Source organism: Altibacter lentus (assembly GCF_000746845.1).
GTDB classification, from domain to species: domain Bacteria; phylum Bacteroidota; class Bacteroidia; order Flavobacteriales; family Flavobacteriaceae; genus Altibacter; species Altibacter lentus.
Map to the genome: position 1 here is coordinate 2,219,416 of NZ_KN050846.1, position 13,363 is coordinate 2,232,778.

Below are 13,363 nucleotides of genomic sequence, written 5' to 3' on the forward strand. Positions count from 1 at the left end.
GTCATGTGCGGAATTGTTGGATATATTGGAAAAAGAGATGCCTATCCCATTGTGCTTAATGGATTAAAGCGTTTGGAATATAGAGGGTATGACAGTGCCGGGATCGCACTTTTTGACGGGTCCGAAATCCAGCTGTGTAAAACAAAAGGCAAGGTCTCCGATCTGGAAGAAAAAGTTGAAAGATCAATCTCTTCCAAAGGAAATTTAGGAATGGGTCATACGCGTTGGGCAACCCACGGTGTGCCAAACGATATCAATTCGCATCCACATTACTCGAACAGTGGTGACCTGGTAATTATACACAACGGGATCATCGAGAATTACACTGCGCTTAAAAAAGAATTGCTCAACAGAGGGTATTCGTTCACCTCTGATACCGATACCGAAGTCTTGGTAAACCTTATTGAAGATGTTAAGAAAAAGGAAAAGGTAAAACTGGGTAAGGCCGTACAGATCGCACTCAATCAAGTGGTGGGAGCGTATGCGATCGCCTTATTTGACAGGAACAAACCCGATGAGATCGTTGTAGCAAAACTAGGTAGTCCGCTAGCCATTGGAATAGGGGATGACGAATTTTTTGTAGCAAGTGATGCTTCACCCTTTATCGAATTTACAAACAATGCTATCTATCTCGAGGATGAGGAGATGGCGATCATTCGCCTGGGACGTGACGTAAAAGTTCGAAAGATCAAGGATGATTCCTTGGTAGCTCCTTATGTGCATGAGCTTCAGTTAAATCTTGAACAAATTGAAAAAGGAGGCTTCGATCATTTTATGCTGAAGGAGATCTACGAACAACCTTCGGTAATTAAAGATACGTATCGAGGTCGTTTGCTTGTTAATGAGGGCATTATAAAATTAGGAGGGCTTGAAGATTATATCGAAAAGTTCATTCAGGCAGACAGGATCATTGTGGTGGCATGTGGGACATCGTGGCACGCAGGACTGGTAGCCGAATACATTTTTGAAGATTGGGCACGCATTCCTGTTGAAGTAGAATACGCTTCAGAATTTAGATACCGCAATCCTATCATTACTGAAAAAGATGTCGTGATCGCTATTTCACAAAGTGGCGAAACAGCCGATACCTTGGCGGCCATCAAACTTGCTAAGGAGAAAGGTGCTTTTGTGTATGGTATTTGTAATGTCGTGGGATCAACGATTTCCCGCGAGACCCACAGCGGTACATACACCCACGCAGGTCCGGAGATTGGAGTGGCGTCGACCAAAGCATTCACGACACAGATCACAGTATTGACCATGATCGCTTTGAAACTGGCCAAGAAAAAAGGAACAATTTCCCATAGGGATTATATGGTTCATCTTCGGGAACTGGAACTTATTCCTGCCAAAGTAGAAGAGACGTTAAAAACAGATGAGAACATCCAAAAGATCGCCGAGATCTTTAAAAATGCCAAAAACTTCCTGTATTTAGGGAGAGGATATAATTTTCCCGTGGCGCTGGAAGGTGCTTTAAAACTAAAGGAGATATCGTATATCCATGCCGAAGGCTATCCTGCCGCCGAAATGAAACACGGGCCTATCGCCTTGATCGATGAGCACATGCCGGTAGTGGTCATTGCCGTTAACAGCAACCATTACGAAAAAGTGGTAAGTAACATTCAGGAGATCAAATCACGTGCAGGAAAGATCATTGCCGTTGTCACCGAGGGTGATACAACGGTTAAAGAAATGGCCGATTATATCATGGAAGTTCCACCTACCCCGGAAACCTTAACGCCATTAGTAACCACAATCCCTTTACAGTTGTTGTCTTACCACATTGCAGTCATGCTGGGTAGAAATGTCGACCAGCCGCGAAATCTGGCAAAGTCTGTAACGGTTGAATAAAAGGAGGCTGCTCACCACTTTGGAACTTAGCTGTTTTTCTGAAGACAACCTCACTAAGAACCCGAAATAGAATACAGCACCAAACTTCCCGCATTTTATATTATTTTTATCGGAATGAAATCTGTCATCAATCTCATTTCCGGACCCCGAAACCTTTCTACGGCGATCATGTATGCTTTTGCACAGCGAAGTGACTGTACGGTGCTGGACGAACCTTTCTATGGCTATTATTTGCAACACGCCCAAGAAGTTGTTTCCCATCCGGCCGAAGCACAGATTCTCCGTACTATGGAGCTGGAGGATACCAAGATAATCCATGGCATTGACCAGCTTGCTTACAAGTCTCACGTCTTTGTAAAAGGAATGGCGCATCATTATTTACAGTCCGATCCTTCCTTTATTTTGAATTGGAACAATGTGATCCTGATCCGGCATCCTAAAAAGCTCATCGCCTCCTTTTCAAAGGTGATAAAAGAACCCGGATTGAAGGATATTGGTATCAAGAAGGCTGCAGAATTATTTTTATATCTTAAAGAAAACAACCGAACTCCCATCGTGATCGATAGTGATGAGCTTTTAAAGGCTCCTGAAAGATATCTTCGGAAACTGTGTGCAACACTGAAACTTCCGTTTGAGAGGGCTATGCTTTCCTGGCCCAAAGGAGGCATTCCCGAGGATGGCATTTGGGCATCCCATTGGTATGAAAATGTTCATAATTCCACGGGATTCACCTTACAAAAGAGCAGTACACAACCGCTGCCGCAACGATTTGAACCACTACTGGCCGAAGCCATGCCTTATTACAACACCTTAAGAAACTACATTCTAAAAAACGATACCCATGCTCCAGACCTCCAACCCTAAGAACGATTCGATACAAATCTTTATAAAGGATCGCCTGTATCCCCGGGCGGAAGCGAAGATCTCTGTCTTCGACAGCAGTGTACAAGGAGGTGATGCCGTGTGGGAAGGGCTGCGTGTCTATCCCGAAGGAATTGTTTGTTTGAACAAGCACCTCACCCGTCTTCAGGAAAGTGCCAAGACATTGGCTTTTTCCGATATTCCGTCAAAGGAGACCATTAAAAAAGCGATACGCGAAACTCTGGAAGCCAATGGAATGACCGATGAGACCCATATTCGATTGACACTTACCAGAGGTGAGAAGATCACCAGCGGGATGGACCCAAGATTGAACCAAAGCGGTTCCTGCCTTATCGTGCTTGCAGAGTGGAAACCTTTGGTCTACGACAATAACTCGGGGATCAAAGTAATAAGTACAAGCCAGCGGCGTAATGCGCCGCAATTCTTAGACAGTAAGATCCATCATAACAATTTACTGAACAATATCATTGCGAAGATACAGGCCAATGTAGCAGGTAAGGACGCCGGACTCATGCTGGATGACCGAGGTTTTGTAGCCGAGCTCAACGGGAGTAACCTTTTTATGGTAAAGGGAGGTAGCGTATTTACGCCCTACGCACACGCCTGCCTGCCGGGAATTACGAGAGCTACGGTCATGGAACTGTGCCAAAAAAATGATATTGAGATCTTTGAGCAGGACATTACCCTGTCTCAAATGTACAATGCCGATGGTGTCTTTGCTACGGGCACTATGGGAGAATTAACACCTGTGGTGGAGATCGACGGGCGGGCCATTCCTAAAACCGATCCGCACATGGCAGCACTTATAACGCTGTTTAAAGACAAGGTAAGAAGTTATTGCGAGCCCTTGTAGAAGCAGACCCGGGTAGCGATAGCAGCGGCATCCCCACAAAGCGACAGCGGCGATGGGATACAGCGAATAGCGCGGTTCTCCTTGGACAAGGCTGTGGCGGCAGACAAGGAGAAACCCGCCAAATAATTGCATTAAAAAATTCCGCTTTCCCATTGCATATTTCTAAGAGAAAGAACTATCTTTGCACCGTTGAAAATCAGGGGGCTTTTAATGCCCTTGGATAACTAAAAAATAAATAGTTTCTCATGTCAAAAGTTACAGGTAAAGTTGCACAGATTATTGGTCCGGTTGTGGACGTTGTGTTTGAAAGCGGAGCAGAGCTTCCTAAGATTTACGATTCGTTAGAAGTAAATAACAACGGGAATTTATTGATTCTTGAAGTTCAATCCCACATTGGTGAGAACACGGTAAGAACGATCTCTATGGATTCTACCGACGGTTTGAGCCGCGGGGTGGATGCTGTGGCAACGGGTGCTCCTATCCAGATGCCTATTGGGGAAGCGGTGTACGGCCGATTGTTCAATGTAATTGGAGATGCTATCGACGGAATTGGGAACTTACCAAAAGCCGGAGACAACGGTTTGCCAATTCACCGTGAAGCACCAAAATTTGAAGACCTTTCTACTTCTACCGAAGTATTGTTCACCGGGATCAAGGTAATTGATTTGATCGAGCCTTACGCAAAAGGAGGGAAGATTGGATTGTTTGGTGGAGCAGGTGTTGGTAAGACTGTATTGATCCAGGAACTTATTAATAACATTGCAAAAGGACACGGAGGTCTTTCGGTATTCGCAGGTGTTGGAGAACGTACCCGTGAAGGAAATGACTTATTACGTGAAATGTTAGAATCGGGGATTATTCGCTACGGTGAAGATTTCATGCATTCTATGGAAGCCGGAGGTTGGGACCTTTCAAAAGTAGACAAGTCTGCTATGAAAGAATCGAAAGCGACCTTTGTATTCGGGCAGATGAACGAACCTCCCGGAGCACGTGCTCGTGTGGCCCTTTCAGGATTGACGATTGCAGAATATTTCCGTGACGGAGCGGGAGACGGACAAGGGAAGGACGTACTTTTCTTTGTAGATAATATATTTAGATTTACCCAGGCAGGTTCAGAGGTATCGGCTCTTTTAGGTCGTATGCCCTCTGCGGTAGGATACCAACCAACATTGGCAACCGAGATGGGTGCCATGCAGGAGCGTATTACTTCAACAAAGCGAGGATCGATCACATCGGTACAAGCGGTATATGTACCTGCAGATGACCTTACCGACCCGGCACCGGCAACTACCTTTGCCCACTTGGATGCAACTACCGTATTGTCTCGTAAGATCGCCGAACTTGGTATCTACCCTGCGGTAGATCCATTGGATTCAACATCGCGTATTCTTACGGCAGATATTTTAGGAAAAGAGCATTATGCGTGTGCACAACGAGTAAAAGAGTTGTTGCAACGCTATAAGGAATTACAGGATATCATCGCTATTCTTGGTATGGAGGAATTGTCTGAAGAAGATAAGATGGCCGTTGGTCGCGCACGTCGTGTACAACGTTTCTTGTCGCAGCCTTTCCACGTAGCTGAGCAGTTTACAGGTATCCCTGGAGTATTGGTAGATATCAAGGAGACCATCAAAGGATTCAACATGATCATGGATGGCGAATTGGATCACCTTCCTGAAGCAGCCTTTAACTTGAAAGGTACTATCGAAGAAGCGATCGAGGCCGGAGAAAAGATGTTGGCAGAAGCCTAAAAATTCATAAACAGAAGAAATGTACTTAGAAATTGTAACCCCCGAAGCCTCTATCGTGTCCGGTGAAGTAGAATCGGTAACCGTACCGGGAGTGGAAGGATCTTTTCAAATGTTGAACAATCACGCCCCTATTGTTTCTTTATTACAAGAAGGAAAAGTGACGTTTAAGGGAAATCCGGTTATTGCCGAAGGATTTGAGAACAAGTTCCAAAAAGACAGTTCGGGAAAATGGACCTTGGAGATCAGCGGCGGAACGGTTGAGTGCAAAGACAATAAAGTGATCGTATTGGCAGATTAATCGGCATCATTCACGATCTTATGTAATAAAAACGCTCTCTTTTAGGGAGCGTTTTTTGTTAGTGCGATCAATTCCCAACGCACCCCTTGAGATTCGTAAACAGATAATTTGTTAAAGCCCACGGCATAGTGTGCCTGTATCGAACGAGAATTGGCTGTATTCACCTCTGTGATTATGGTAGTGAATTCCGGTAAAAGAGCTTCTTGCATAGTCTTGTAGAGCATTCTAAAAATGCCTTGCTTCCTGTACTTCTTGTCAATACAAATTTGGCCCATAATCATATATGGAGTATTTGCTCCAAAGGCACGGTCAATTTCGGTGAACATAGGTTTCAACACCTCGATCTCTTCCCGAAAGTGTGGGTGCATACATAGCGCATATCCCACTATCTTATGCTGCTCTTTCGCAACGATGTGTGCACAGCGATCATTCATGCGCGTAAGGAGATCCAGATCGTGTTGTACGGTAACAAAGCCTTCGGCTTGTTTCACTTCGGAAGAAAGGGCTGCGGGCATGTTCTGTAACTGAAGCTGAAGGATCTGCTCGAGCTCCGCTTTTCGAGTGACCCTGGTATAGTGAATCATGGCTGTGGTAAGGCTTTAGGAATCATCATTTTTATCTTTACCAATCTTACTGTCGATGATGCCGAACACATAGTTAATGAGAACAACAACAGCGGTTAAAATGCCCAATTCCCAAAAGAGCCCGAAACCTGCCATACAGCCCGCAGCCGCGCTACACCAAATGGTTGCCGCTGTGGTAAGCCCATAGATGTCTTTCCCGCGTTGCATAATGGTTCCGGCTCCTAAAAACCCCACCCCGATCACCACTTGACTTAACACACGGGTGATATCAACATGCTCCTCACCCATGAAACGAAGGGAAAGCAAAATAAAGACTGCTGCGCCCAATGAGACCAGCATATTGGTTTTTAGCCCGGCACTCTTTTTCTTGTACTCACGTTCAATACCTATAAGAAGCCCTGCGCCAATGGCACAACCTATTCGAATGGCAAACTCGTATATTTCCATAACCAAGGATACTAATTTAAAGTTACTAAATTCAAATGATTTTATTTAGAAGTGTCGTTCAAAATTAATTGGTGTTTCGGCGCAGATTTCCTCAATTGCTTTTGGGTAGCTTTAGTATCTTTGGCTCATGCTCCCGGAAAAACTTCAGCGTAAATTAAACAAGCGTAAAACCGATCATTCCTTGCGAAGTTTAGGAGGAGATGCTCCTTTGGTAGATTTTTCCTCTAATGATTATCTGGGTTTTAGTACTTCGGAAACGATCTTTAAACGCGCTTCCCAATTGCTGTACGAGAAGAGTTTGGAGATCAATGGGGCAACCGGAAGCCGCCTGCTTACCGGTAACCATCGTTTATATACAGAAACCGAAGCTTATATAGCCAAAGTCCACAGGGCCAAAGCCGCCCTGCTCTTTAATAGCGGGTATGATGCCAATGTTGGTTTTTTAGGTTGTGTGCCGCAACGTGGCGATGTAATCCTTTACGATGAACTTTCCCATGCGTCTATTCGAGAGGGGATTGCGATAAGTCATGCCAGGGCATTTAAGTTTCGGCATAATAGTAGTACCGATCTAGAGCGTTTGTTAGACCAACATAAAAAGGAAGGCACGCAGGTCTATGTGGTGACCGAAGCTGTTTTTTCAATGGATGGCGATAGTCCCGACCTTGTTGCCATGGCACATATTTGTAACAGCTCGAACGCTCTATTGGTCGTTGACGAAGCGCATGCAGTTGGTGTGATAGGATGCGGTTTTGGAAGTGTCCAGGAATACGAGCTTGAAAGTTCTGTCTTTGCTCGTATCGTGACCTTCGGAAAGGCATTGGGGTGTCATGGCGCTGCTATCCTTGGCAGTAAAGCTCTTTGCGATTACCTCATCAATTTCGCACGAAGTTTTATCTATACCACGGCCTTACCTCCTCACTCGGTAGCGACGGTGCAAACAGCGTATGAAGCGCTTTCGTCAACTTATAAGGATCGGAAACATTCGGCCATATTGCAGTTGCAATCCAACATCGCTTTGTTTCGCACCCTTGTGGAAGCGAATGGAGGCTCCGGTTCTTTTCTGCCAAGCGAATCTGCCATTCACAGTTATCTCCTTCCGGGAAATGAAAAAGTGAAAGCAGTTGCAGTTGAGTTACACAAGGAGGGCTTTGACGTAAGACCTATTTTGTCGCCAACGGTTCCCTTAGGAAAAGAGCGGCTGCGCTTTTGTATTCATAGTTTTAATTCGAGGGAAGAAATAGCGCAGGTCCTAGAACTATTGGCTATTTTTACAGCATGAATACAAGTTTTTTTATCACAGGAACCGGAACAGGCGTAGGCAAGACAGTAGCAGCTGCCATTGTAACGGAGGCTCTTCACGCCGATTACTGGAAACCGATACAGGCAGGAGATCTGGATGCAAGTGATGCAAAAACGGTCCAACGCCTGGTAAGCAATAAAAAAACGATCTTTCATCCCAATGCCTATGCCTTGAATACACCTATGAGTCCGCATGCGGCAGCGGCTCTCGACGGGCTTGCCATACATACCGAAAGTATTCTACGCCCAAAAACGAAGAATACGCTCGTGATCGAAGGTGCCGGGGGTGTCCTGGTCCCTTTGAATGATCGTGACACCATCATGGATCTCATTCTTCCAACAGATCAGGTGATCGTGGTGTCCAAACACGAATTGGGAAGTATCAATCATACGTTGTTAACCATTGAGGCCCTGAAAAAGCGAAAATATTCCATTTTTGGGATCATCTTTAACGGGCCCGAAACACCAACCACAGAGGAGGTTATTTCAAAAATGACCGGAGTCCGAATTTTGGGACGTATCGACACAGAACCTTACATGGATGCACGAGTCGTTTTGGACTACGCAGAAATTTTTAATCATGAACTTACAGCAAAGAGATAAGAAGCACATCTGGCATCCGCTAACACAGCACCAAACTGCGGCACCTCCCATTGCTATCGTGAAAGCAAAAGGTGCTTTATTGTGGGATGAGGATGGAAACCAATATATTGACGGGATCGCATCATGGTATACGGCAATGTACGGTCATTGTAACGACCTTATTATTACAAGCGTTTCAAAGCAGCTTAAAGAACTGGACCAAGTGGTCTTTACGGGTTTTACGCACGAACCGGCAGTACAACTTTCAGAACGGCTCATGGCTATTCTGCCGCAAAATCAGCAAAAGCTTTTTTTTAACGACAATGGTTCTACAGCTGTGGAGGCAGGAATAAAAATGGCGTTACAATACCATTATAACAAAGGAGAGAAACGGGATACTCTCATTGCGTTCGAGGAAGGATTTCACGGTGATACCTTTGGAGCAATGAGTGTTTCAGGGCTTTCGGTATACAACGGTCCGTTCGAAGAATTTTTTCTGAAGGTGATCCGTATCCCAACCCCCCAAACCGAAGAACCGCAAGAACTATTAACAAGTGTAAAGGAACTATTGGCCACTCATGCCTGTGCTGCCTTTGTTTACGAGCCGTTAGTGCAAGGTGCGGCAGGAATGAAGTTTCACGACAAGAAAGGTTTGGAAAAACTGCTGAAGCTTTTTAAGGACCATGAGGTATTGTGTATCGCCGATGAGGTAATGACAGGTTTTGGTAAGACCGGGAAGAATTTTGCCTCAGAGTATCTTGACATTCCGCCGGACATTATGTGTTTAAGTAAAGCACTTACCGCAGGAATTGCGGCTATGAGCGTTACCACCTGTACGCAGCAGATCTTCAATGCTTTTTTAGATGATACTATTGCGAAGGGTTTCTTCCATGCCCACACTTATAGTGCCAATCCCTTAGCTTGTAGCGCTGCGATTGCCGGCATGGAACTACTTACTTCCGAAGCCATAAAAGATGACAGAGCGCGCATACGTAATAGACATCTTGAATTTGCCGCACGTGTAAAGGATCATCCAAAGGTAGCGGAAGTCCGTACCCTGGGAATCATCTTCGCCATGGACCTGAACATTGCAACAGATCGATATGGAATGCTTCGCAACCAATTGTTCGATCATTTTATGGAAAAAGGAGTGTTCCTTCGTCCGTTGGGAAATACCATATACATTCTGCCCCCTTTCGTTATCACCAACCGGCAACTGGAACAGATTTACGATGCCATTGAATCGTGTTTACCACTCGTCTAAAGCCTCTGTATCTTCCAGTAACGAGATCTTCTCCCCGGTATCGTTCACGATGACCTCCATGACACTGTATTCCCAAGTTTCAGTGTATTTGTCGGCCACTACCATTAAAATACCCTTACCATTTGGTCCCTTGATGGGGATCTCGAGGTTGGTGTGTCCATCGCCGTTTTTATAATTGATGCTTCCCTTGGTCATGCCATAGGTTTCAACCGGAGTTCCTAAGGCGGCAGTCACTGCTTGGTTACTTTGTGCTCTGGCCACGCCTTCTTTATACGGATCAGAATCTGAAAAGAGAGAGGTAACGCCCATGATCATGGTGCCGGCGAAGGCAATAAAAAGGATGATAATAAGCAGACAGCCTCCCGTTGGAACGGCCCATTTCCAGTTGCGCTGAAACCAATTTCGGTGATCGATCGTTTCGTCCATTTTAATGTACAATTAAGGTTGATTAAAAAGTGAGAACCCTTATTTTTGTGCCAAAATACAAAAATTTGGAACTCCCTATTTCAATTTCCGGCATTGCTTCAGTCTCTGCCCTTGGGTCTTCTTCTGAAGAAGTTTGGAAAAGCTATCGAGACGCAATACCATTATTTACACAAAAGGCTGTTGGGGACTCCGTATTATGGGTTTCGGAGATCGCTTCGGAAGCAGACCGTGAATTGCGGGTTCTTCAGCAAGATCCGAGATATAAAAAGGTAGATAGGTCGGTACTGTTTGCAATTCTTGCGGCTAGAAAGGCTGTACTTCCAAAGCATTTTTCAGAAAAGAATACGGGTATCAACATTGGATCTTCACGTGGGGCGACACAATTGTTTGAGCAGTATCATAGTTCATTTCTTAAGGAAAATTCGGTTTCTACCTATACTTCACCCACGACCACATTAGGGAACATCTCGTCTTGGGTAGGGCAGGACTTGGGTGCCAAAGGTGTACAAATTGAACATTCGGTCACTTGCTCTACAGCATTGCATGCACTGTTGAACGGGATCGCCTGGTTGCGGGCCGGTATGGCAGATGCGTTTGTAGTGGGTGGAAGTGAGGCTGCACTCACCCCGTTCACATTTGCGCAAATGCAGGCGCTTCGATTGTATTCTGCTTCCACGAACAAAATGGCGTGCGAATCCTTGCGACTTCAGAAAACAAAAAACACCATGGTCCTCGGGGAAGGGGCGGCTGTCGCAGTGATCGAAACAGGAATTTCACAACGCACTCAAGCGGTTGTGAAAGGCTACGGGATTGCTTCAGAAATAATTACCCACAACAGTTCAATTACCAAGGATGCCGACTGTTTTCAACAATCCATGCGCATGGCTCTTAAAAAAGCATCGCTGGAAACCGTTGATTGTATTGTGATGCACGCACCGGGCACGGTACAGGGCGATACCGCCGAGTACAATGCGATTAGCGCTGTATTTAAGGAGCAGCTGCCCTTGCTTACGTCCAACAAATGGCTTGTGGGACATACATTTGCGGCGTCCGGCATGTTAAGCTTGGAGTTGGCTGTGATGTTATTGAAACACAATAGATTTATTGAAAACCCTTTTTTTGCCAATCAACGTCATGCTCCAACAACGCTAAAAAGTGTGATGGTCAATGCTGTAGGTTTTGGAGGAAATGCTGTTAGTATAATTATATCCAAACCATGATTTACTTTTCTATTTTTAATTATTTTTGAATCTATGAGCGACATCAAATACGACTGGACCAAAGAAGAAATACTGGACATCTACAATACACCTATGATGGAATTGTTGTACAAAGCTGCAACCGTACATCGTCAATATCACGATCCTAATCAGGTGCAGGTGAGCACGCTGCTTTCCATTAAAACAGGGGGTTGTCCCGAAGATTGTGGCTATTGTCCGCAAGCGGCACGCTATCACACGAATATAGAAGGGAATGACCTAATGAGCGTGTCACAGGTCAAGGCACAGGCGCTGCGTGCGAAGGCTTCCGGAAGTTCCAGAGTATGTATGGGAGCTGCTTGGCGAAATGTCAAGGACGGCGAGGAGTTCGATCAGGTATTGGAAATGGTGCGTACCATCAATAAAATGGATATGGAGGTTTGTTGCACCTTAGGAATGATCACAGAGAATCAGGCAAAGCGATTAGCCGAAGCAGGACTCTATGCCTACAATCATAACCTTGACACTTCCGAAGATTATTATAAAGATGTTATCTCGACCCGGGCTTATCAAGATCGGTTGGACACTATTGGGAATGTACGGAAGACGAATGTTACGGTTTGCAGCGGGGGTATTATTGGGATGGGAGAAAAACTCGATGACCGTGCGGGCATGCTGGTCGCATTGGCGTCTTTAAGTCCGCAGCCTGAATCCGTTCCCATTAATGCACTTGTTCCTGTAGAAGGAACCCCCATGGAAGCCATCGAGCCTGTCTCTATCTGGGAGATGATCCGGATGGTCGCTACCACCCGAATAGTAATGCCACACACACAAGTGCGGTTATCGGCCGGGCGCACCCAAATGAGCAGAGAGGGTCAAGCCATGTGTTTCTTTGCAGGAGCCAATTCCATCTTTGCAGGAGATAAATTGTTAACCACACCCAACCCCGATGTTCATGAGGATATGGAAATGTTCAAGACCTTGGGGCTTGTTCCACAAAAACCTTTTGTAAAAAAGGCACAACCGGAAACGGTAGAAGCAGCATCTTCTGTTCATCAACCTCTTGGAGAAAAGCCCAGATGGACGCGCCCCGGTCACAGTATCGATCGAAATGAAGAAGCTCGCGAAAAGGCAAAAGCTTCAAAATAATTTCTATATAATTTACATCAGTTTTAAATATTTCGGTATTCCTTCCGTTTAAGAAGCAACAAAAACAACATTCTATGAAGAAAATCCTTTTTTTAGCATTCATGGCTCTGGCTGTGATCTCATGTAATAAAGATGATGATGGCGGTAATGCCAATTGCGCTACCCCTGCCTCGCTTACCTCCATACAAATAAACAGTACCTCCATCTTTTTTGAATGGGATGCCACCAATGGAACGGCCTGGCAATTTGAATACGGTCCTACCGGTTTTCAATTGGGCCAGGGAACCGTCGTGTCCACCTCACAAACCAGCTATTTGATCAATGGGTTGATGCCGTCAACGTCCTACACTGTGTTTCTTCGGAATAACTGCGGAAGCAACGGCTTTAGTGAGTATATAAGTAAGGAATTTATCACATCAGAACCTGTAGTAACCTGTAATGCGCCTACCAATCTGCAACGCACGCAAATTGGATCAACATTTATCGATATTACATGGGACGAGAACAATGAGACTGCCTGGGAAGTGGATTATGGTCCTGTGGGCCATCCTGCAGGAACTGGGACAGTGGAAGCTACCTCACAAAGTAATTACCGGATTGACGGTTTAACACCTTCTACCACCTACGAGATCTATGTACGAGCCAATTGCGGAACCGATGGGTTTAGCGAATGGACTACAGCTCTGGTTATAACAACCAATAATTAAATGTTGCTTGGTATGATTTTTAAAAGGACCGATGTGAACCATCGGTCTTTTTTTATGTTTATAAATGAATT

The 13,363-nt window shown here is 45.2% G+C and carries 14 protein-coding genes; 11 read left to right on the forward strand and 3 right to left on the reverse strand.

Annotated features, from left to right (window positions below; genetic code table 11):
- Nucleotides 1-3: 3 nt before the first annotated feature.
- The 5 genes from glmS (at nt 4) to JS40_RS10225 (ending at nt 5,635) form a co-directional block, all read left to right on the forward strand.
- Nucleotides 4-1,851, forward strand: coding sequence for a glutamine--fructose-6-phosphate transaminase (isomerizing) (glmS, locus tag JS40_RS10205; RefSeq protein ID WP_034260266.1), 1,848 nt, complete (start codon nt 4-6; stop codon nt 1,849-1,851).
- A gap of 114 nt (nt 1,852-1,965) precedes the next feature.
- Nucleotides 1,966-2,715, forward strand: coding sequence for a sulfotransferase-like domain-containing protein (locus tag JS40_RS10210; RefSeq protein WP_051957556.1), 750 nt, complete (start codon nt 1,966-1,968; stop codon nt 2,713-2,715).
- On the forward strand, nt 2,693-3,586 hold the full coding sequence (locus JS40_RS10215; protein ID WP_034260267.1) for an aminotransferase class IV: 894 nt from the start codon (nt 2,693-2,695) through the stop codon (nt 3,584-3,586). The genes JS40_RS10210 and JS40_RS10215 overlap by 23 nt, the downstream gene beginning before the upstream one ends.
- Before the next feature lie 245 nt (nt 3,587-3,831).
- Nucleotides 3,832-5,337 (forward strand): F0F1 ATP synthase subunit beta, encoded by a 1,506-nt coding sequence (gene atpD / locus JS40_RS10220; protein WP_034260268.1) that lies wholly within the window; start codon nt 3,832-3,834, stop codon nt 5,335-5,337.
- Between the two features lie 19 nt (nt 5,338-5,356).
- Nucleotides 5,357-5,635, forward strand: a complete 279-nt coding sequence (locus tag JS40_RS10225) for a F0F1 ATP synthase subunit delta/epsilon (RefSeq protein WP_034260269.1) — start codon at nt 5,357-5,359, stop codon at nt 5,633-5,635.
- A 41-nt stretch (nt 5,636-5,676) separates the two neighbouring features.
- Here JS40_RS10225 and JS40_RS10230 read toward each other — a convergent pair whose 3' ends face one another.
- Nucleotides 5,677-6,219: a GNAT family N-acetyltransferase gene (locus tag JS40_RS10230; RefSeq protein ID WP_034260270.1), complete on the reverse strand. Its 543-nt coding sequence runs from the start codon at nt 6,217-6,219 to the stop codon at nt 5,677-5,679.
- A 15-nt stretch (nt 6,220-6,234) separates the two neighbouring features.
- Nucleotides 6,235-6,666 (reverse strand): MgtC/SapB family protein, encoded by a 432-nt coding sequence (locus JS40_RS10235; RefSeq protein WP_034260271.1) that lies wholly within the window; start codon nt 6,664-6,666, stop codon nt 6,235-6,237.
- Between the two features lie 127 nt (nt 6,667-6,793).
- Between JS40_RS10235 and JS40_RS10240 the strand changes: the two genes are divergently transcribed.
- From JS40_RS10240 to bioA, 3 genes are read left to right on the forward strand one after another with little or no spacing between them, the layout of a single operon-like run.
- Entirely contained in the window at nt 6,794-7,945 is a 1,152-nt protein-coding gene (locus JS40_RS10240) for an aminotransferase class I/II-fold pyridoxal phosphate-dependent enzyme (protein ID WP_034260272.1), read from the forward strand.
- Nucleotides 7,942-8,568, forward strand: a complete 627-nt coding sequence (gene bioD / locus JS40_RS10245; protein ID WP_034260273.1) for a dethiobiotin synthase — start codon at nt 7,942-7,944, stop codon at nt 8,566-8,568. Before JS40_RS10240 ends, bioD begins: the two co-directional genes overlap by 4 nt.
- The gene (gene bioA / locus JS40_RS10250; protein WP_034260274.1) at nt 8,546-9,811 is read left to right on the forward strand and encodes an adenosylmethionine--8-amino-7-oxononanoate transaminase; all 1,266 of its coding nucleotides are present in this window, start codon (nt 8,546-8,548) and stop codon (nt 9,809-9,811) included. The genes bioD and bioA overlap by 23 nt, the downstream gene beginning before the upstream one ends.
- On the opposite strand, the gene JS40_RS10255 is transcribed toward bioA, so the two are convergent.
- Nucleotides 9,797-10,249: a cytochrome c oxidase assembly factor Coa1 family protein gene (locus tag JS40_RS10255; protein WP_233273958.1), complete on the reverse strand. Its 453-nt coding sequence runs from the start codon at nt 10,247-10,249 to the stop codon at nt 9,797-9,799. The two genes, bioA and JS40_RS10255, sit on opposite strands and share 15 nt — an antisense overlap.
- Before the next feature lie 35 nt (nt 10,250-10,284).
- Between JS40_RS10255 and JS40_RS10260 the strand changes: the two genes are divergently transcribed.
- The 3 genes from JS40_RS10260 (at nt 10,285) to JS40_RS10270 (ending at nt 13,292) form a co-directional block, all read left to right on the forward strand.
- Nucleotides 10,285-11,457, forward strand: a complete 1,173-nt coding sequence (locus JS40_RS10260) for a beta-ketoacyl synthase N-terminal-like domain-containing protein (RefSeq protein WP_233273959.1) — start codon at nt 10,285-10,287, stop codon at nt 11,455-11,457.
- 33 nt (nt 11,458-11,490) lie between these two features.
- Nucleotides 11,491-12,585, forward strand: coding sequence for a biotin synthase BioB (bioB, locus tag JS40_RS10265; protein WP_034260276.1), 1,095 nt, complete (start codon nt 11,491-11,493; stop codon nt 12,583-12,585).
- Nucleotides 12,586-12,659: 74 nt separating this feature from the next.
- Nucleotides 12,660-13,292, forward strand: coding sequence for a fibronectin type III domain-containing protein (locus JS40_RS10270; protein ID WP_084677480.1), 633 nt, complete (start codon nt 12,660-12,662; stop codon nt 13,290-13,292).
- The last annotated feature ends 71 nt before the right edge of the window (nt 13,293-13,363 follow it).